This is a genomic window from Pseudomonas gingeri (assembly GCF_013385635.1).
In the GTDB taxonomy this organism is placed as follows: Bacteria; Pseudomonadota; Gammaproteobacteria; order Pseudomonadales; family Pseudomonadaceae; genus Aquipseudomonas; species Aquipseudomonas gingeri_A.
In genome coordinates, this window is sequence record NZ_JACAPR010000007.1 from 211,020 (window position 1) to 228,603 (window position 17,584).

19 protein-coding genes are annotated in these 17,584 nt (G+C 61.8%); 11 read left to right on the plus strand and 8 right to left on the minus strand.

Translation table 11 applies throughout. The features are described 5' to 3' along the window. The first annotated feature begins 13 nt into the window (after window positions 1–13). Window positions 14–982: a L,D-transpeptidase family protein gene (locus tag HX851_RS34575; protein WP_177057602.1), complete on the plus strand. Its 969-nt coding sequence runs from the start codon at window positions 14–16 to the stop codon at window positions 980–982. A gap of 124 nt (window positions 983–1,106) precedes the next feature. Here the strand turns inward: HX851_RS34575 and oprI are convergent, their stop codons facing one another. After that, complete coding sequence (gene oprI, locus HX851_RS34580; RefSeq protein ID WP_003172710.1) at window positions 1,107–1,358, minus strand: outer membrane lipoprotei OprI; 252 nt, start codon at window positions 1,356–1,358, stop codon at window positions 1,107–1,109. Between the two features lie 644 nt (window positions 1,359–2,002). On the opposite strand from oprI, the gene HX851_RS34585 reads away from it, so the two are divergent. Continuing rightward, window positions 2,003–2,284 (plus strand): GNAT family N-acetyltransferase, encoded by a 282-nt coding sequence (locus HX851_RS34585; RefSeq protein WP_017128025.1) that lies wholly within the window; start codon window positions 2,003–2,005, stop codon window positions 2,282–2,284. Window positions 2,285–2,353: 69 nt separating this feature from the next. On the opposite strand, the gene HX851_RS34590 is transcribed toward HX851_RS34585, so the two are convergent. Beyond that, complete coding sequence (locus HX851_RS34590) at window positions 2,354–3,430, minus strand: 3-deoxy-7-phosphoheptulonate synthase (RefSeq protein ID WP_177057601.1); 1,077 nt, start codon at window positions 3,428–3,430, stop codon at window positions 2,354–2,356. 125 nt (window positions 3,431–3,555) lie between these two features. Continuing rightward, entirely contained in the window at window positions 3,556–4,002 is a 447-nt protein-coding gene (locus HX851_RS34595; RefSeq protein ID WP_177057600.1) for a PilZ domain-containing protein, read from the minus strand. On the opposite strand from HX851_RS34595, the gene HX851_RS34600 reads away from it, so the two are divergent. The 6 genes from HX851_RS34600 to cysB all read left to right on the plus strand — a co-directional run bounded on the left by HX851_RS34600 (window position 4,001) and on the right by cysB (window position 8,915). Further along, the gene (locus tag HX851_RS34600) at window positions 4,001–4,387 is read left to right on the plus strand and encodes a YbbN family protein (protein ID WP_177057599.1); all 387 of its coding nucleotides are present in this window, start codon (window positions 4,001–4,003) and stop codon (window positions 4,385–4,387) included. The genes HX851_RS34595 and HX851_RS34600 overlap by 2 nt on opposite strands. After that, window positions 4,384–5,358 (plus strand): putative 2-dehydropantoate 2-reductase, encoded by a 975-nt coding sequence (locus HX851_RS34605; RefSeq protein WP_177057598.1) that lies wholly within the window; start codon window positions 4,384–4,386, stop codon window positions 5,356–5,358. The genes HX851_RS34600 and HX851_RS34605 overlap by 4 nt, the downstream gene beginning before the upstream one ends. Continuing rightward, window positions 5,355–6,314, plus strand: a complete 960-nt coding sequence (locus HX851_RS34610) for a putative 2-dehydropantoate 2-reductase (RefSeq protein ID WP_177057597.1) — start codon at window positions 5,355–5,357, stop codon at window positions 6,312–6,314. The genes HX851_RS34605 and HX851_RS34610 overlap by 4 nt, the downstream gene beginning before the upstream one ends. A gap of 19 nt (window positions 6,315–6,333) precedes the next feature. Further along, a complete protein-coding gene (locus tag HX851_RS34615) occupies window positions 6,334–7,245 on the plus strand; it encodes a 5'-nucleotidase (protein WP_177057596.1) in 912 nt (303 codons plus the stop codon). An 82-nt stretch (window positions 7,246–7,327) separates the two neighbouring features. Next, entirely contained in the window at window positions 7,328–7,828 is a 501-nt protein-coding gene (locus HX851_RS34620) for a universal stress protein (RefSeq protein ID WP_177057595.1), read from the plus strand. A gap of 112 nt (window positions 7,829–7,940) precedes the next feature. Beyond that, complete coding sequence (gene cysB / locus HX851_RS34625; RefSeq protein WP_017128033.1) at window positions 7,941–8,915, plus strand: HTH-type transcriptional regulator CysB; 975 nt, start codon at window positions 7,941–7,943, stop codon at window positions 8,913–8,915. A gap of 317 nt (window positions 8,916–9,232) precedes the next feature. Here cysB and HX851_RS34630 read toward each other — a convergent pair whose 3' ends face one another. Then, window positions 9,233–9,967, minus strand: a complete 735-nt coding sequence (locus HX851_RS34630) for a phosphoadenylyl-sulfate reductase (protein WP_177057594.1) — start codon at window positions 9,965–9,967, stop codon at window positions 9,233–9,235. A 174-nt stretch (window positions 9,968–10,141) separates the two neighbouring features. Between HX851_RS34630 and thrH the strand changes: the two genes are divergently transcribed. Then, window positions 10,142–10,759, plus strand: coding sequence for a bifunctional phosphoserine phosphatase/homoserine phosphotransferase ThrH (thrH, locus tag HX851_RS34635; protein ID WP_177064236.1), 618 nt, complete (start codon window positions 10,142–10,144; stop codon window positions 10,757–10,759). Window positions 10,760–10,891: 132 nt separating this feature from the next. Here thrH and pabB read toward each other — a convergent pair whose 3' ends face one another. From pabB to rloA, 4 genes are all read right to left on the minus strand, one after another. Further along, entirely contained in the window at window positions 10,892–12,235 is a 1,344-nt protein-coding gene (gene pabB / locus HX851_RS34640) for an aminodeoxychorismate synthase component I (RefSeq protein ID WP_177064237.1), read from the minus strand. A gap of 242 nt (window positions 12,236–12,477) precedes the next feature. Beyond that, window positions 12,478–13,464 carry an alpha-L-glutamate ligase-like protein gene (locus HX851_RS34645; RefSeq protein WP_177064238.1) on the minus strand — a complete coding sequence of 329 codons (987 nt, stop codon included), beginning with the start codon at window positions 13,462–13,464 and terminating at the stop codon, window positions 12,478–12,480. Continuing rightward, window positions 13,464–14,996 (minus strand): osmotic stress tolerance membrane protein RloB, encoded by a 1,533-nt coding sequence (gene rloB, locus HX851_RS34650; RefSeq protein ID WP_177057590.1) that lies wholly within the window; start codon window positions 14,994–14,996, stop codon window positions 13,464–13,466. Before rloB ends, HX851_RS34645 begins: the two co-directional genes overlap by 1 nt. A gap of 5 nt (window positions 14,997–15,001) precedes the next feature. After that, entirely contained in the window at window positions 15,002–15,541 is a 540-nt protein-coding gene (gene rloA, locus HX851_RS34655) for a retropepsin-like aspartic peptidase RloA (RefSeq protein ID WP_177064239.1), read from the minus strand. A 294-nt stretch (window positions 15,542–15,835) separates the two neighbouring features. Here rloA and HX851_RS34660 point away from each other — a divergent pair, with 294 nt between their 5' ends. Then, window positions 15,836–16,558, plus strand: a complete 723-nt coding sequence (locus HX851_RS34660) for a GntR family transcriptional regulator (protein WP_177057588.1) — start codon at window positions 15,836–15,838, stop codon at window positions 16,556–16,558. Next, a complete protein-coding gene (prpB, locus tag HX851_RS34665) occupies window positions 16,555–17,454 on the plus strand; it encodes a methylisocitrate lyase (RefSeq protein ID WP_177057587.1) in 900 nt (299 codons plus the stop codon). The genes HX851_RS34660 and prpB overlap by 4 nt, the downstream gene beginning before the upstream one ends. Window positions 17,455–17,584: the final 130 nt, after the last annotated feature.

The following is a 17,584-nucleotide window of genomic DNA, read 5'->3' on the forward strand; positions in this document are numbered from 1 at the left end:
AAGGATTTCCCGGATGTTGTCGCGCTTTCCTGCCTTCACCCGTTGCCTGTCCCTTGCCGCCCTGTGTGCGGCGGGTCCCGTTAGCGCGCTGGAATTGCCGCTGCCACCACCGGGCGAGGATATCGTCGGCCAGGTCCAGGTGATCAAGGCCAAGTATGAAGATACCTTTGCCGACCTGGGCACCACCTACGACCTGGGGTATTCGGAGATGGTCGCGGCCAACCCGGGTGTCGATGCCTGGTTGCCGGGAGCGGGCACTGATATCGTCCTGCCGACCCGATTCATCCTGCCGCCGGGCCCGCGCGAAGGCATCGTGATCAACCTGGCCGAGTATCGCCTGTACTACTTCCCGAAAGGCCGGGACGTGGTCTATACCTTCCCGCTGGGGATCGGGCGCGAGGGCTGGGGCTCGCCGATCGCCCACACCACTATCACCGCCAAGACGCCGAACCCGACCTGGACACCCCCGGCCTCGATCAAGGCCGAACACGCCGCCAACGGCGACCCGCTGCCCAATGTGGTACCGGCCGGTCCCGACAACCCCCTGGGGCCGTTCAAGTTCACCCTGGGCACGCCGGGCTACCTGATCCACGGGTCGAACATGAAGTTCGGTATCGGCACCCGGACCAGCCACGGCTGCTTCCGCATGTTCAACAACAACGTGCTGGAGATGGCCGGCATGGTGCCTGTCGGTACCTCGGTGCGGATCATCAACGAGGCCTACAAGTTCGGCATCAGTGGCGGCAAGGTCTACCTGGAGGCGCACACGCCGCTGGATGACAACGGCAACCCGTCGGTGGTCGACAAGCACACCGCGGTGATCAACGCCCTGCTCAAGCGTGATGATCTGGCGAAGAACCTGCGGGTGAACTGGGACGAGGTGCGTGACGTGGTTGCCGCCGAAGATGGCCTGCCGACCGAAATCGCCGTCCCGGGTGCGGCACCGCTGGTATCGAACGCACCGATCGACCTGCAGCAGTAACGGTTTCAATCGACCCGCCCCGGTGCTTGCGCCGAGGCGGGTTTTTTATGCGCGGTGGAAAACACACGGGCATAAAAAAGCCGATCCAAACAGGGATCGGCTTGATAACAGCCCCGAGGGACTATTACTTGCGGCTTGCTTTTTCAAGCATGCGCAGAGCGCGCTCGTTAGCTTCGTCAGCAGTCTGTTGTGCTTTTTGAGCAGCAGCCAGAGCTTCATCAGCTTTACGGTAGGCTTCGTCAGCACGAGCCTGGGAGCGAGCAGCGGCGTCTTCAGTAGCAGTCAGACGAGCTTCGGTTTCTTTGGATACGCTGCTGCAACCGGTAGCCAGAACAGCGGCCAGGGCCAGAGCCGAGAATTTCAGAACGTTGTTCATCGTGTTCCCCTTCAAGGACTTTCTATTAATGACCATAACCCCAGAGTGAGGAAATAGCCGGCGTACATACTACCCATTACTTGTAGTAAGTAAACTGACGTAACGCAAGAAGCAAAAAAAATTCTTGATGCTGAATATTTTTCAGCTAACTTTTCATGATCCTGTCTAAAAAGTATGCAGCTGTAGACCCCGTTCTGAGCGCTTTGTGCGATCTTCAAGTGCACTAGTGTGCCATCACCAGCGAGTGTCCAGTGTGCATCTAAGAGTCGTTCTAACTGTAGCGGATGACTCTTGCTCTCTACCGTCGGCGTGGCGGGGGAGGCTCTTTTGCTAAATGAAAAGTGACTTTAACCAAGGGCGCTCGTCATAACAGCACAACATTCCGGCAATCTTCAGCCCGTGTTCAGGTTTTCCACCAAAAGGGTGTGTTCGGCCGCGCTATCATCGAGACGGTGATAGACCACGTGACGAGCGTGTCTTGAGCATTTGGGCCAAGGGTGCCTACTATTTGATACGTGCTCGGTTTTTCAGGGAGCGGTCGGCTTTTCTCGTTGTCCAAATCGGCACGGGGTGGCGTAGTGGTTCCTTCGCCGGAAAAAGATCGGTAAGGTAGGGTCGAATACCAAGACCCGCGAGGAGTAGTGATGAGCGAGGCGTTGTCCATCCACCATGACCAGGCTGGTCATCAGTTCGAGACCAATGTGGACGGTCATCGTGCCTACCTGACCTATATGGACCTGGGTAAGCAGACCCTGGATATCTATCGTACGTTCGTGCCCAACGCGTTGCGTGGCCGTGGCATTGCGGCGGCCCTGACCGAACAGGCGCTCGAGTACGCCGATCGCATGGGTTATACGGTGATTCCTTCCTGCTCCTATGTAGAACGCTACATGGAACGTCATCAGCGGCACGCCGCGAAGATCTGAGTCAATCGAACACCTGCAAAAACGCCGGGCATTGCCCGGCGTTTTTGTGTGCGGGGGATTAACCCGCCATCAGGTGCGTACGCGCTTGGGCAGTACATCCTTGAGCTTGGCATGCATGCTGCGCAAGGTTTTCTCGGTGCTTTCCCAGTCGATGCAGGCATCGGTGATCGACACGCCGTACTGCAGATCGGCAAGGTCTTTCGGGATAGCCTGGCAGCCCCAGTTCAGGTGACTTTCGACCATGAGGCCGATGATCGACTGGTTGCCTTCGAGGATCTGGTTGGCGACGTTCTCCATGACCAGCGGCTGCAGGGCCGGGTCCTTGTTGGAGTTGGCATGGCTGCAGTCGACCATGATGTTGGCCTTGATCTTGGCCTTGGCCAGCGCCTGTTCGCAGACCGCGACACTCACCGAGTCATAGTTCGGCTTGCCGTTGCCGCCGCGCAGTACCACGTGGCCGTAGGCATTGCCCTTGGTGGTGACGATCGACACGCCACCTTCCTGGTTGATGCCAAGGAAACGGTGTGGGCTGGAAACCGACTGCAGGGCGTTGATCGCCACGGTCAGGCCGCCGTCGGTGCCGTTCTTGAAGCCGACCGCCGAGGACAGGCCGGAAGCCATTTCGCGGTGGGTCTGCGATTCGGTGGTACGCGCGCCGATGGCCGACCAGCTGATCAGGTCCTGCAGGTACTGCGGCGAGATCGGGTCAAGGGCCTCGGTGGCGGTGGGCAGGCCCATTTCAGCCAGGTCCAGGAGCAATTGGCGACCGATATGCAGGCCGTCCTGGATCTTGAAGGAGTCATCCAGGTATGGGTCGTTGATCAGGCCTTTCCAGCCGACCGTGGTCCGCGGCTTCTCGAAATAGACACGCATCACCAGGTACAGGCTGTCGGAGACTTCGGCGGCCAGCACCTTGAGGCGCTCGGCGTACTCGTGGGCGGCCTTGATATCGTGGATCGAGCAGGGCCCGATCACGACGAACAGGCGATGGTCCGTGCCATCGAGAATATTGCGAATCACCTCGCGGCCCTTGGTCACGGTGCGCAGGGCAGCCTCGCTCAAGGGAATGTCACGCTTGAGCTGATCAGGCGTGATCAGCGTCTCGTTGGAGGCGACGTTAAGGTCGTTGATCGGTAAATCAGCCATCGTGTTACTCGTCAGGTCACAGGTGCCGGCCGCCAGCCCCGCGCGGCGGAGCACAGCGATTGAGCGTGTCGGGGAGCGGAACCTTAGCGCGTTAGACCGTGGCCGGGCAATGGGCAGCGGCCTGTTTAATCCAGTAAAGCCCTTATAAATGGCTGTTCGAGGCTGGCGTGGGAAAAATCGTTGGCATGCTGCTGCACCCATTCCTGGGCAATCGCCTCGATATTCTGCGGCTGGGCATTCTGCTGTTCGCGTACCTTCCGGTAGCGTTCGATCTGGCAGAGCTGTTCGCTCATGCGGGCGCCGAACAGCGTCTGTTCGTCGACAAAGGCGATGCCCACCAGAAACGCATGCTTGCGTTTCAGGCACCAGGCCACGTAGCCGGAGTAACATGCGGCTTCGCCCAGGCTCGGAATGCACATTTCCAGGGCCGAGCCGTGCCGCCAGGCTCGCGGCGACGGGCAGGCAATGCCGCCGAGGCTGAGGGTTCGCAGCCGATGGCGGGAAATGCAGGAATGCTCGAGCAAGGTCAGTTTCACTGGAACGTCTACGGGATGAGGTAGAAAACGCACCATGACAAACGACTCCCTGTGTCGATCACCGCAAAAACCTTCCCCCAGTATAGTGAAGGGGCTGGAGTTGTCCGATTTTGACGCGGATCGGAATTTATTGGCCCTGCCAGGTGTTTCCCTGGTTATCTTCACCAGTGTCGGCTGCGCTTCCTGCCGTTTCGCCCGGGAGGTGTTGCCGGGCCTGGGACTGGCGGTGGAACGCCTGTGCTGGATCGATGCCGGTGACAACGGCGGGCTGGTCCAGCGCTATGAAGTGTTTCACCTGCCGGCACTGTTCGTGGTCAGGGATGGTGAGTTTTACGGAGCGCTACGTTCCCGGCTGATCTTGAACGAACTTGCCGAGGGCCTGGAACAGGCACTGGCAGGCATTCCAGAGGAGTTGCCATGACAGAGCAAGTGGCTTCCCCGCGCATCGGCATTATCGGTACGGGGGCCATCGGTACTTTTTACGGGGTGATGCTGGCTCGCGCCGGTTTCGATGTGCACTTTCTGTTGCGCAGTGAATTCCAGCAGGTGGCTGCCCATGGCCTGTTCCTCGACAGCCTGATCCACGGCCGCTTGATCCTCAATCCGGTCCAGGCCTATGTCGCCGCCCAGGACCTGCCGCCGTGCGACTGGCTGTTGATCTGTACGAAGGCACTGGACGATCCGCGCTTGCTGGCGTCGGTGGTCGAGATCGCCGCTCCCGGCGCGAGCATCCTGCTGATGCAGAACGGCCTGGAGGTCGAAGAGCAACTGCGCCAGGCGCTGCCCGACGAACTGCACCTGCTCGGCGGCCTCTGCCTGAACTGCGTGCACCGCGAATCCCCGGGGGTGGTGGTGCATCAGGCCATGGGCGGGGTCAACATTGCCTATCACAGTGGTCCGGCGGCGGATGAGCCGGCACGTCGAGCCGTCGTGGAAGCGGCCGCGGGGCTGTTCCGTCAGGCCGGGCTGGAATCTTGGGTCATCGATGACCTGCAGCAGGCGCGCTGGCAGAAACTGGTGCTCAATATCGCCACCAACGGCTTGTCGGTGCTGCTCGACAGCGGTACCGAACGGATGATGGCCGATCCCGACAGCCGGGCCCTGGTGCAGGGCCTGATGGAGGAAGTGGCCGAGGCCGCCGGCGCGTGCGGCTACCCGTTGCCGCCAGGCTTTATCGAGCAGTTGATGTACATGGCGGCCAGGGTCCCGGATTACTATCCGAGCATGTATCACGATTATCGGTGCCGTCGGCCCATGGAGCTGGAGGCGATCTACGCCCGCCCGCTGGCCGCCGCGCAACAAGCCAGGTGTGCAATGCCGAGGACGCAGACACTGCTCCAGGCATTGAGTTTTCTCGAATCACGACAGCTTTCCTCAAAGGAGTCGCCATGACAGTTTCAGTGACCAGGCCGCGTGTCGGCATTATCGGGACCGGCGCCATCGGCGGGTTCTACGGCGTGATGCTGGCGCGTGCCGGCTTCGACGTGCACTTTCTGTTGCGCAGCGAATTCTCGGCGGTGGCTGACGGTGGCCTGCACATCGACAGCGCCGTCCACGGCCAACTGCACCTGGATCCGGTCCAGGCCTACGCTTCGGCCGACGATATGCCGCCCTGCGACTGGTTGCTGGTGGGCGCCAAGACCACCAGCAATACCAGCCTCGCCCCGCTGATCGCCCAGGCCGCCGCGCCGGGCGCCAGGGTGTTGCTGCTGCAGAACGGCCTGGACGTCGAGGAAGACCTGCGGCCGTTATTGCCCGATTCGCTGCATCTGCTCGGCGGCCTGTGTTTCATCTGCGTACACCGCAGCGGTCCCGGGGCTGTCGTGCACCAGGCCCTCGGCGCGGTAAACATCGGTTATCACAGCGGTCCGTTGCACGATGATGAAAGCGCTCGCCAGGCGTTGGTCGAGGAGGGCGCGCAGCTGTTCCGCCAGGCCGGCATCGAGTCCCAGGCCATGGCCAACCTGCCGCAGGCGCGCTGGCAGAAGCTGGTATGGAACGTACCCTACAACGGCTTATCGGTGTTGCTGCGGGCCAGTACCACACCCTTGATGAACGATGCCAGCAGCCGCGAGCTGATCCAGGCGCTGATGGCGGAAGTGGTGCAGGGGGCAGAGGCCTGCGGTCATGTCCTGCCCGCCGGTTACGCCGAGCACCTGTTCAAGGTCACGGAGAAGATGCCGGATTACTGGCCGAGCATGTACCACGATTTCGTGCACAAACGCCCGCTGGAACTGGATGCGGTGTATGCCCGGCCACTGGCGGCGGCTCGTGAAGCCGGGTGCGAGCTGCCGAAGATCCGCGCGCTCTACCAGGCCCTGGATTTCATCGACGCGCACAACGGCTGAAACAGTCAGGAGGGACGACATGGCAAAGGGCTTGGGTGACAAGCTGGTGTTGGCGATTTCCTCGCGGGCGCTGTTCGACCTCAGTGAAAGTCACAAGGTCTATCTGGCGCAGGGGGTCGAGGCCTATCGCAAATACCAGATCGAGCATGAGGAAGAAATCCTCGAACCGGGCGATGCCTTTCCCCTGGTGAAGAAACTCCTGAGCCTGAATGCCAGCCTTGGTCGCGCCCGGGTCGAGGTGGTGCTGGTGTCGCGCAACAGCGCGGACACCGGCTTGCGGGTCTTCAACTCGATCCAGCACTACGCCCTGGATATTTCCCGGGCGGCGTTTGTCGGTGGCCGCAGTCCTTATCCGTACCTCGCGGCTTTTGGTTGCCACCTGTTCCTGTCGACCCATGCCGAGGATGTGCGCAGTGCCCTTGACGCCGGTTTCGCCGCGGCGACCATTCTTTCCGGCGGTGCCCGACGGGCCGCCAGCGGCGAACTGCGAATCGCCTTCGACGGCGATGCGGTGCTGTTTTCCGATGAGTCGGAGCGGGTCTATCAGTTGGGTGGGTTGGAGGCGTTCCAGGCCAGCGAGCGCGAATCGGCGCGTGAGCCGTTGCGCGGCGGTCCGTTCAAGGGCTTCCTGGCGGCGCTCAATCTGCTACAGCGCGAGTTCCCGGACGAGACCTGTCCGATCCGTACCGCCCTGGTCACGGCGCGTTCCGCACCCGCCCATGAACGAGTGATCCGCACGTTGCGCGAGTGGGATATCCGCCTCGACGAATCGCTGTTCCTCGGAGGCCTGGAAAAGTCCGCGTTCCTCGAAGCCTTCGCCGCCGATGTGTTTTTCGACGACCAGGCCGGGCATTGCGAGAAGGCCCGCGAAGTGGTCGCGACCGGGCATGTCCCCCATGGCATCAGCAACGAACAGCGGCTGCCGGAATAGCCCGACCAGCAGGGCGCCGAACTCTTCGGCGCGCTGCTAAGCTCAATCCATCTCCGCCACCCTGGCAATCGAGGAGGCCCCCATGATTCGTTCGATGCTGTATGCCACCGACCTCGGCCTGTATGCGCCTTATGTCATGCAGCATGCACTGGGGCTGGCACGAACGTTCAAGGCTGACTTATATGTAGTGCATGCTGTCGAACCCATGGGGTTGTTCGCGGAGTCGGTGTTGCAGAGTTACCTGGACGAGCAGGCATTGAACGAATTGCACAGCCAGGGTCTTAACACCGTGATGGCCAATATCGAGCAACGGGTATTGGACAGTTTTCGCGAGGAGTTGGGGGAAGGACAGCAGGACCTGGCGATGATCCAGTCGGTCCAGGTGATCCAGGGGGATCCTTCACACGTCATTCTTGCGCAGGCGCAAAAGCTGTCGGTCGATCTGTTGATTGTCGGCAGTCACAGCCATGGCACCGGAGCCGAGGCACACTTGGGGCGTACCGCCGCGCGGGTCCTGCAGTTGTCCCAGGTGCCGGTCTATCTCGTGCCGCTGTTGCAGCGTCGTCGGCACAGCGATAGCTGAGCCGGAAATTCGACGAATTGACAAAAAAGTTCTAGATTTATTCTTCAAACCATTCATATAGTTATATATCGCCGCTGCTGCCTGTGGCGTCTACCTGCTTTGAGGGATACATATGAAGCTTCAACAACTGCGCTACATCTGGGAAGTGGCGCACCACGACCTCAACGTCTCCGCGACTGCCCAAAGCCTCTACACCTCACAGCCGGGTATCAGCAAACAGATCCGCCTGCTCGAAGACGAGTTGGGCGTCGAGGTTTTCGCCCGCAGCGGCAAGCACCTGACCCGCGTCACGCCTGCCGGTGAACGTATCATCACCACCGCCGGCGAGATCCTGCGCAAGGTCGAGAGTATCAAGCAGATCGCCCAGGAATTCTCCAACGAGAAGAAGGGCACCCTGTCGATCGCCACCACCCACACCCAGGCGCGTTATGCCTTGCCGCCGGTGATCAGCAATTTCATCAAGCAGTACCCGGACGTTGCCCTGCACATGCACCAGGGGTCGCCGATGCAAATCGCCGAGATGGCCGCCGACGGCACCGTGGATTTCGCGATTGCCACCGAGGCGCTGGAACTGTTCGGTGACCTGGTGATGATGCCGTGCTACCGCTGGAACCGCTGCGTGGTGGTGCCCCAGGGACATCCGTTGACCAAGCTGCCGAAGCTGACCCTGGAAACCCTGGCCGAATACCCGATCGTCACCTATGTGTTCGGTTTCACCGGGCGCTCCAAGCTGGACGAGGCCTTCAGCCATCGCGGCCTGACCCCGAAGGTGGTGTTCACCGCCGCCGACGCCGACGTGATCAAGACTTATGTGCGCCTGGGCCTGGGTGTCGGAATCGTGGCGAAAATGGCGGTCGACACGGTGCTCGACAAGGACCTGGTGGTACTCGATGCCAGCGAACTGTTCGAGTCCAGCGTGACCAAGATCGGTTTCCGTCGCGGCACCTTCCTGCGCGGCTTCATGTGCGACTTCATCGAGAAGTTCGCACCGCACCTGACCCGTGAAGTCATGGCCAAGGCCATCCAGTGCCACAACAAGCAGGAACTCGAAGAGCTGTTCGACGGCGTCGAGTTGCCGGTGCACTGAGTCACCCGGATATGAAAAAGCCCCGACTGGTTCGGGGCTTTTTCATGGGTGCTGGATACGAACTTGAAAGCGACGCCTGACCTGTAGGAGCCTGGCTTGCCAGCGATGGCGATCTCGCGGACGTCATCGCTGGCAAGCCAGGCTCCTACAAGGATCGCGCAAGGATCATGTTCGGCCTTCAGTTTTTTGATCGTTCCCACGCGCTGCGTGGGAACGCCTCTCTGGACGCTCCGCGTCCGCTCTTGTGACGCAGTGCATCACGGGCTGCATGCCTTTGCTGCGCGTGGGAACGATCATCCAAGGATCATGTTCGACTTTCAGTTCTTGGCGATCAGGTTGCCGGCATGCAGGCCACATTCTTTCTGGGTGGCTTCTTCCCACCACCAGCGACCTTCGCGCTCGTGCTGGTTGGGCAGTACCGGGCGGGTGCAGGGTTCGCACCCGATGCTGATGAAGCCGCGCTCGTGCAGGCTGTTGTACGGCAGCTCGAGCATGCGGATGTAGCCCCAGATTTCCTCGCTGCTCATCTGCGCCAGCGGGTTGAATTTGTACAGGGTACGTTCCGGTGTCGAGAAGGCGCTGTCGATTTCCAGCACCGCCACCTGGCTGCGGGTGCCCGGGCTCTGGTCGCGACGCTGGCCGGTGGCCCAGGCCGTCACGCCGGACAGCTTGCGCCGCAGCGGCTCGATCTTGCGGATGCCGCAGCACTCGCCATGGCCGTCCTTGTAGAAGCTGAACAGGCCTTTCTCCTTGACGAAGGGTTCGAGCTTGCTGTGATCGGGGGACACCAGCTCGATATCGATCTTGTAGAACTCGCGGACCTGATCGATAAAGCGATAGGTCTCCGGATGCAGGCGACCGGTGTCGAGGCTGAAGACCTTGACGTTCTTGTTCAGCTTCCAGGCCATGTCCACCAGCACCACGTCCTCGGCACCGCTGAAAGATATCCACAGGTCGTCGCCAAACTGGGCGAAGGCCAGCTTGAGGATGTCCTGGGCGGATTTGTTGGCGTATGTCGCGGCGAGTTCAGCGACGTCGAACGGTTGGCTCATCAGGCGGTTCCTACAGTCAGTGGCGCTTTGCGCTCATATAGAAGGCAATAGTAACAAAATCCTGCGGACACGGTCCGCCCGCGCTGCGTTGCGGTGCCGGGAGCGAGTCGCTAGAGTGCCGGTTGCGTTGCCCTGCTCGCGCAACTGGCTCTTCGCCCAATCAAGGAGTGTGCTGTGGAAATTGCCTGTCTCGACCTGGAAGGTGTGCTGGTCCCGGAAATCTGGATCGCCTTTGCTGAACAAACCGGTATTGAATCGCTCAGGGCCACCACCCGGGATATTCCCGACTACGACGTCCTGATGAAGCAGCGCCTGCGGATCCTCGACGAGCACGGCCTCAAGCTTGCGGATATCCAGGAAGTGATCGGCACCCTCAAGCCGCTGGACGGCGCGGTGGAGTTCGTCAACTGGCTGCGCGAGCGGTTCCAGGTGGTGATCCTCTCGGACACCTTCTATGAGTTTTCCCAGCCGTTGATGCGCCAGCTGGGGTTCCCGACCTTGTTGTGCCACCGCTTGATCACCGATGACAGCGGGCGGGTGGTGAACTACCAGCTGCGCCAGAAAGACCCCAAGCGGCAGTCGGTGCTGGCATTCAAGAGCCTGTACTACCGGGTGATCGCCGCCGGTGATTCGTACAATGACACCAGCATGCTCGGCGAGGCGGACGTGGGTATCCTGTTCCATGCGCCGGACAATGTGATCCGCGAATTCCCGCAGTTCCCGGCGGTGCACAGTTTTGCCGATTTGAAGCAGGAGTTCCTCAAGGCGTCGAACCGCGCCCTGAATCTCTAGGATCGTTAGGATCGTTCCCACGCTCCGCGTGGTAACGCCTCTCTGGACGCTCTGCGTCCGCTCTTGTGACGCAGAGCGTCACGGACTGCATTCCCACGCGGAGCGTGGGAACGATCAATCAATCGGTGTGTGCTAGAGGTTTTGCAGGGTATCCAGCAACACCTTCACCTTGGTGATCGATTCCTGGTACTCGGCCTGCCAGTCGGAGTCGGCGACAATCCCGCCGCCGCCCCAGCAACAGACCTGGCCGTCCTTGACCAGCAGGCTGCGGATGGCGATCGAGCTGTCCATCTCGCCGCGTACGTCCAGGTACAGCAACGAGCCGCAGTACAGCGCGCGGCGTGTCGGCTCGAGTTCGTCGATGATCTGCATGGCGCGAATCTTCGGCGCGCCGGTGATCGAGCCGCCGGGGAAGCTGCCGGCAATCAGGTCCAGGGCATCCTGGCCGTCGGCCAGTTCAGCGGTCACGCTGCTGACCAGGTGGTGCACATTCGGGTAGCTCTCCAGGCTGAACAGCTCCGGCACCCGCACGCTGCCGATCCGACAGGTACGACCGAGGTCATTGCGCAGCAGGTCGACGATCATCAGGTTTTCCGCGCGGTCCTTGGCGCTGGCCAGCAGCTCGGCGGCATTGGCCGCGTCCTCGGCGGCGTCCTTGCCCCGTGGCCGCGTGCCCTTGATCGGCCGGGTCTCCACCTGGCCGGCACTGACCCGGACAAAACGCTCCGGTGACAGGCTCAGCACCGCGCCGTGGTCGGGCAGGCTCTGGAAGCCGGAGAACGGTGTCGGGCAGGCGGCACGCAGGGCCCTGTAGGCGACCCACGGATCGCCCTGGCAGGTGGCGCGAAAACGCTGGGCGAAATTCACCTGATAGCAGTCGCCCGCCTGGATGTACCGCTGGATACGCTCGAAGGCCTGGCGATAGGTCTCGGCGTCGAGGTCCGCGGCCATCGGTGTGGTCAGCTGGAAGCTGTCGTGCTCATCCGCCGGGGTGTGGCTGAACAGGTCGATCAGGCGTTCGCGCTCGGCCGCTGCCACGCTGGGGTGGAAGACCAGTTGGCTGCTGCCTTGCTGGTGGTCGCTGATCAGTGCCCAGGCGTACAGGCCAAAGCGCGCCTCGGGCAATTGCAGGTCGTCCCGGGCGTGGCTGGGCAGCGCTTCGAGATGACGACCGAAATCGTAGCTGAGATAACCGATCAGCCCGCCGACGAACGGCAACTCATAAGGCGCGGGCAGGGCCGCTTCGCCCAGGCGGTTCAGGTTGTCCCGCAGGCGGTGCAGGAAAGCCGCCCCCGGCTCATTCGGCAGCACCGCCAGTTGCTCCAGCGGCCAGGCACTGAGCAGGTCATAACGCCCGCGTTCGGCAGCCGGGCGGCCGCTGTCGAGCAGCACCGCGCCGGGGGCATGGCGAATCGCCGCGAAGTAACGGGCGGGATCGGCGGAATAGGGCAGCGGGTGTACGGAGCAGGTCAACATGCGGGGCGGATCAGCCTTTGGCGCGCGGACGGCGATTGTAGTCCCCTGCAGGCGTCGCTCCTAGAGGGGTGTCGGTGATGGGCATCTCGATGGCCACACATTTTTTGGGGAAGGGCTTATGTGGCTTTGTGGAAGGGCATGATGTGGCAATGCTGCTGGTGTAGGAGCGGGCTTGCCCGCGAAGCTCTTGGCGTCCTCAGGGACGCCTTCGCGGGCAAGCCCGCTCCCACAAAGTCATGGGTTCAGGCATCCTTCGGCGGCACATGGCCGAACATGTCCTGGACGAAACGCACCCGCTCTTGCGGGGTCTCGCTGATGCCGGCGGCGGCCAGCCGTTCCAGGTGCGCTTCCACGGCATGGGCGCGGGTGGTCAGGCCGCAGTCGTTGGCAATCTGGATATTCAGCCCCGGCCGGGCGTTGAGTTCGAGGATCAGCGGGCCCTTGTCCTGGTCCAGGACCATGTCCACGCCGATATAGCCCAGGCCACACAACTCGTAGCAACCGGCGGCCAGCTTCATGAAGCCGTCCCAGTTCGGCAGTTGCACGCCATCCACCGCGTTGGTGGTGTCCGGGTGCTTGCGGATGATGTTGTTCAGCCAGGTGCCACGCAGGGTCAGGCCGGTCGCCAGGTCCACGCCGACGCCGATGGCGCCCTGGTGCAGGTTGGCCTTGCCGTTGGACTGGCGGGTCGGCAGGCGCAGCATCGCCATCACCGGATAGCCCATCAGCACGATGATGCGGATGTCCGGCACGCCTTCGTAGCTGATGCTCTTGAAGATCTGGTCGGGGGTCACCCGGTATTCGATCAGCGCGCGATCGCGGTGGCCGCCCAGGGAATAGAGCCCGGTGAGGATGCTGGACACCTGGTGCTCGATTTCCTCATGGCTGATGATCCGCCCGGAAATCGTCCGGTAGCGTCCTTCGAAGCGATCGGCGATCACCAGGATGCCGTCGCCGCCGGCGCCCTGGGCCGGCTTGATGACGAAGTCGCTGCGCCCGCCGATGATCTCGCCGAGCTTGTCGATGTCCTTTTCCGTGGAGATCACGCCGTACATTTCCGGTACATGGATACCGGCCTTGATCGCCCGTTCCTTGGTGATGATCTTGTCATCGACGATCGGGTACAGGCTGCGCTTGTTGTACTTGAGCACATAGTCGGCGTTGCGCCGGTTGATCCCCATGATGCCCTTGGCTTCCAGGGCCTTCCAGGTTTTCCACAGGCCGAACATCAGGCGTCTTCCTTGAGGAAGGCCTTGAAGCGCACCAGTTCGGTCAGGCGATACCCGCGGTAGCGACCCATGGCCAGCATGAAGCCCACCAGGATCAGCAGGATCGCCGGGAAGGTGAAGACGAAGTACACCAGTTCCGGCACGCTCATGATCAGGTGTGCCAGGGAGGCGGCGAACAGAGTGCCGATCGCGACTTTCATCGCATGGCTACCGCCACGCTCTTCCCAGGTAATGGACAGGCGCTCGATGGTCATGGTCAGGATCACCATCGGGAACAGCGCCACCGACAGGCCGCGCTCCAGGCCGAGCTTGTGGCTGAACAGGCTGATGGCGGCGATCAGCACCACGACAAAGGTCAGCACCACCGACAGCCGCGGCAGCATCTGCAGCTTCAGGTGTTCCAGGTAGGAGCGCAGCGACAGGCCGAGGGCGGTGATGATGGTGAACAGAATGATGCCGAAGCCCAGTTGGGTTTCGCGGAAGGCCAGGGCGATCAGCACCGGGGTGAAGGTGCCGAGGGTCTGCAGGCCGATCAGGTTGCGCAGGATCAGGATCACCAGCACGCCGATCGGGATCATCACCATGATCATGAAGGTCTGCTGGGTTTGCAGCGGCAGGCCGTAGAGCGAGTATTCGAGGAAGTTGGCGTCGGAGTTCTCGTCGGTCAGCTTGGCCAGGCGGATGGCGTTCATCTCGCTGTTGTTCAGGCTGAAATTGACGCTGGCCTTCTTGCCGCCTTCGACGGTGATCAGGTTGTCGTCGCCGGTCCACCACAGCAGGCGGTCGCTGGGTAGGCCCTGTTCGCCGGTGTCCGGGTTGAAGTACAGCCAGTCGTTGCCGTTGAAGCTGCGCAACCACAGTTCCGGGGTCTGCGGCTGGTCGGCCACCAGGCGGATGGTGTGGACCTTTTCCAGTGGTACGTGGGCGATGGACAGCAGCAACTCGATGATCTGTGCCTTGTGCGGCGTCGACGGATCGCCCGCCAGCAGCAGCTTGACGTTGTCGTCGTTGAGGTTGTTGACCCGCTTGATGGTCTCGCCGATGAAGGTCTCGACATCCGCCGAGTGCTGGCGGATCGGCGCGAGCAGGGCTTCGGCGGCGATCTTTTCCGGGCCTTCGATGGCCATGCTGTCGCGGAAGGTCGGGCCTTTGACCTTGGGTTTTTCGCCGGTGTAGCGCTTGGTCAGCACCAGGCGGTAATACAGGGTCTGCTTGCCGCTGACCCGCCGTGCCGACCACGTGACCTTGCGGTTGCCGTCGGTACGATTGACGCTCACGCCATAGTTGTTGGAAATGAAGCTCTCATTGAGGCTGACGTAGTCGCGGCTCAGCGGCGGCACGAACATCTGGATCTTCACCGGGTCCTTGCTCGCGGCGACGAACTCGACCTTGGCGTCGATGTTCCACAGGTCGTCCGTGGCATCCTCGGTGACCGGAATCCCCAGCACGAAGATCTGATAGGCCGTGACTGAAATACCCAGCGCCACCAGGACGGCGATGAGGATTTTCAGATGGAGGGTAAGAGAACGCATGCGAATTACTCGGCGGTTTGAGCGTCGGCGATGCAGGCGGGTTTGCCGGCAGCGTATTTAAGGCTGGGATCGACCAGCGCGTCGAAGCGCTTGAGCGCCTCGGAGCCGATCAGAAGCGGGTATTGGAATGCACTTCGGTCGGTCAAGTTCACTTCAATACTGCGTAAAGCCGTGCCCATGCAAACATTCAGGGCAATCACCGGGCGGGCGGTATAGGCCTTGTCCTCGTCCGGGTCGTAGTCGCCGGAGCGACGCTTGATCTTGCTGACACGGGCCAGCGGCAGTTCGATGGGGTGCGAATGGGCGGCATCGATGGCCAGGTAGAAGCGTACCCAGCTTTCGCCGTCGCGCTTGAAGCGTTTGATGTCACGGGCGCTGAGAGAGGCGGTCTTGGCCCCGGTGTCGAGCTTGGCCGCGACTTCCAGGTCGATCCCGACCAGGTTGGCGTACTCGTTCAGGCCGTACACGGTCTTCTCGGTGGCGAGGCCGAGGCCGGGCAGACCGAGCAGGAACAGAAGCAGTAGGGGGAAAGGCTTGAGTCTCATAAATCCTGGCGCGTATCGGGCAATCTTGATTCAAGGTGACTGGCAATACAGCGCAAGCTTCCTCGTGCGTCTGTCAGATGAATATGACAGGCATGGCATCGTCTGATGCGCGCGGCATTCTAGCATGCTGGTTTCATGGCGCCAGCGCCGGGGGCGCTTGCTGTGGGCTGCCTCTGTTGTACCCCGCGGTTTACTGTCGGTCTTAGACTATTGTCGACAATACCAATTAATTCTTTGACTGATACGCCTGTATTGGCTAGTTTTGGCGTCATTGATTTCAAAGGTGTCGACAATATGCTGGATGAGCTGGAGCCAGTCGTGACTGTTCAGGAAGATTCGGAGACGCTGTCCGAGAACGTCTTCCGGCGCATCCAGGCGGCTATCGTCAAGGGCGATATCGCCCCCGGCAGCAAGATTTCCGAGCCGGAACTGGCGCGCACCTATGGCATCAGCCGTGGCCCGCTGCGCGAGGCCATCCATCGCCTGGAAGGCCAGCGCCTGCTGGTGCGCGTGCCCCATGTAGGGGCGCGGGTGGTGTCCCTGAGCCATGCCGAGCTGGTCGAACTCTATGAGATCCGCGAGTCCCTCGAAGGCATGGCCTGCCGCCTGGCGGCCGAGCGCATGACCAGCGAAGAGATCGAAGAACTGCGCCAGGTGCTGCACACCCACGAACGCGATGCGGCGTTCCAGGCGGGAGTCGGTTATTACCAACAGGAAGGCGACTTTGATTTCCATTACCGGATCATCCAGGGCGCCGGCAACCGTACCCTGACCCAGATGCTGTGCGGCGAGCTGTACCAGTTGGTGCGCATGTACCGCATCCAGTTTTCCGCGACGCCCAACCGGCCGCGCCAGGCCTTTGCCGAACACCACCGGATTCTCGATGCCATTGCCGATCGCGACGGCGAACTGGCCGAGTTGTTGATGCGTCGCCATATCGGCGCATCGAAACGCAATATTGCGCGTCACTACCAGGACAGCGCGAAACCGACAGCCACTCCACGAGGTGAGTCATGAGTCAGGGTTCCAACAAAAACACGCCCGGTCAGCGTTTCCGCGATGCGGTCGCCAGCGAGCATCCGTTGCAGGTGGTCGGTGCGATCAACGCCAACCATGCGCTGCTGGCCAGGCGCGCCGGTTTCAAGGCGATCTACCTGTCGGGCGGCGGCGTGGCCGCCGGTTCCCTCGGCGTGCCGGACCTGGGCATCACCGGCCTGGATGACGTGCTGACCGATGTCCGGCGCATCACCGATGTCTGCGACCTGCCGCTGCTGGTGGATGTCGACACCGGCTTCGGTTCCTCGGCGTTCAACGTCGCCCGTACCGTCAGGTCGATGAGCAAGTTCGGCGCGGCGGCGATCCATATCGAGGACCAGGTCGGCGCCAAGCGCTGCGGTCACCGGCCGAACAAGGAAATCGTCTCCCAGCAGGAAATGGTCGACCGCATCAAGGCCGCCGTCGATGCCCGCACCGATGACAGTTTCGTGATCATGGCGCGCACCGATGCGCTGGCCGTGGAAGGGCTGGAGTCTGCCCTGGATCGTGCTGCCGCCTGCATCGAGGCCGGCGCCGACATGATTTTCCCGGAAGCCATCACCGAGCTGGACATGTACAAGCTGTTCGCCAACCGGGTGAAAGCGCCGATCCTGGCCAATATCACCGAGTTCGGCGCGACGCCGCTGTACACCGTCGAGCAACTGGCGGGCGCCGATGTGTCTCTGGTGCTGTACCCGCTGTCGGCTTTCCGCGCCATGAACAAGGCGGCGGAAAACGTCTACACGGCGATTCGCCGCGACGGCACCCAGGCCAATGTGATCGATACCATGCAGACCCGCATGGAGCTCTATGATCGTATCGACTACCACACCTTCGAGCAGAAGCTCGATGCGCTGTTTGCCCAGAAGAAGGGCTGAGCCACCGCACTATTGGCGGTAGAACGCAGACCCGTGTAGGAGCCGGCTTGCCGGCGATGAGGCCTGTGAGTCTTGCATCGCCTGACCTGCCGCCATCGCCGGCAAGCCGGCTCCTACAGGATTAATGTGG

Bases quoted from the DNA above. Each gene is read 5' to 3' on its own strand.
- HX851_RS34575 (WP_177057602.1), top strand. From the start codon at position 14: ATGTTGTCGCGCTTTCCTGCCTTCACCCGTTGCCTGTCCCTTGCCGCC.
- oprI (WP_003172710.1), bottom strand. From the start codon at position 1,358: ATGAACAACGTTCTGAAATTCTCGGCTCTGGCCCTGGCCGCTGTTCTG.
- HX851_RS34585 (WP_017128025.1), top strand. From the start codon at position 2,003: ATGAGCGAGGCGTTGTCCATCCACCATGACCAGGCTGGTCATCAGTTC.
- HX851_RS34590 (WP_177057601.1), bottom strand. From the start codon at position 3,430: ATGGCTGATTTACCGATCAACGACCTTAACGTCGCCTCCAACGAGACG.
- HX851_RS34600 (WP_177057599.1), top strand. From the start codon at position 4,001: ATGACAAACGACTCCCTGTGTCGATCACCGCAAAAACCTTCCCCCAGT.
- HX851_RS34595 (WP_177057600.1), bottom strand. From the start codon at position 4,002: ATGGTGCGTTTTCTACCTCATCCCGTAGACGTTCCAGTGAAACTGACC.
- HX851_RS34605 (WP_177057598.1), top strand. From the start codon at position 4,384: ATGACAGAGCAAGTGGCTTCCCCGCGCATCGGCATTATCGGTACGGGG.
- HX851_RS34610 (WP_177057597.1), top strand. From the start codon at position 5,355: ATGACAGTTTCAGTGACCAGGCCGCGTGTCGGCATTATCGGGACCGGC.
- HX851_RS34615 (WP_177057596.1), top strand. From the start codon at position 6,334: ATGGCAAAGGGCTTGGGTGACAAGCTGGTGTTGGCGATTTCCTCGCGG.
- HX851_RS34620 (WP_177057595.1), top strand. From the start codon at position 7,328: ATGATTCGTTCGATGCTGTATGCCACCGACCTCGGCCTGTATGCGCCT.
- cysB (WP_017128033.1), top strand. From the start codon at position 7,941: ATGAAGCTTCAACAACTGCGCTACATCTGGGAAGTGGCGCACCACGAC.
- HX851_RS34630 (WP_177057594.1), bottom strand. From the start codon at position 9,967: ATGAGCCAACCGTTCGACGTCGCTGAACTCGCCGCGACATACGCCAAC.
- pabB (WP_177064237.1), bottom strand. From the start codon at position 12,235: ATGTTGACCTGCTCCGTACACCCGCTGCCCTATTCCGCCGATCCCGCC.
- HX851_RS34645 (WP_177064238.1), bottom strand. From the start codon at position 13,464: ATGTTCGGCCTGTGGAAAACCTGGAAGGCCCTGGAAGCCAAGGGCATC.
- rloB (WP_177057590.1), bottom strand. From the start codon at position 14,996: ATGCGTTCTCTTACCCTCCATCTGAAAATCCTCATCGCCGTCCTGGTG.
- rloA (WP_177064239.1), bottom strand. From the start codon at position 15,541: ATGAGACTCAAGCCTTTCCCCCTACTGCTTCTGTTCCTGCTCGGTCTG.
- HX851_RS34660 (WP_177057588.1), top strand. From the start codon at position 15,836: ATGCTGGATGAGCTGGAGCCAGTCGTGACTGTTCAGGAAGATTCGGAG.
- prpB (WP_177057587.1), top strand. From the start codon at position 16,555: ATGAGTCAGGGTTCCAACAAAAACACGCCCGGTCAGCGTTTCCGCGAT.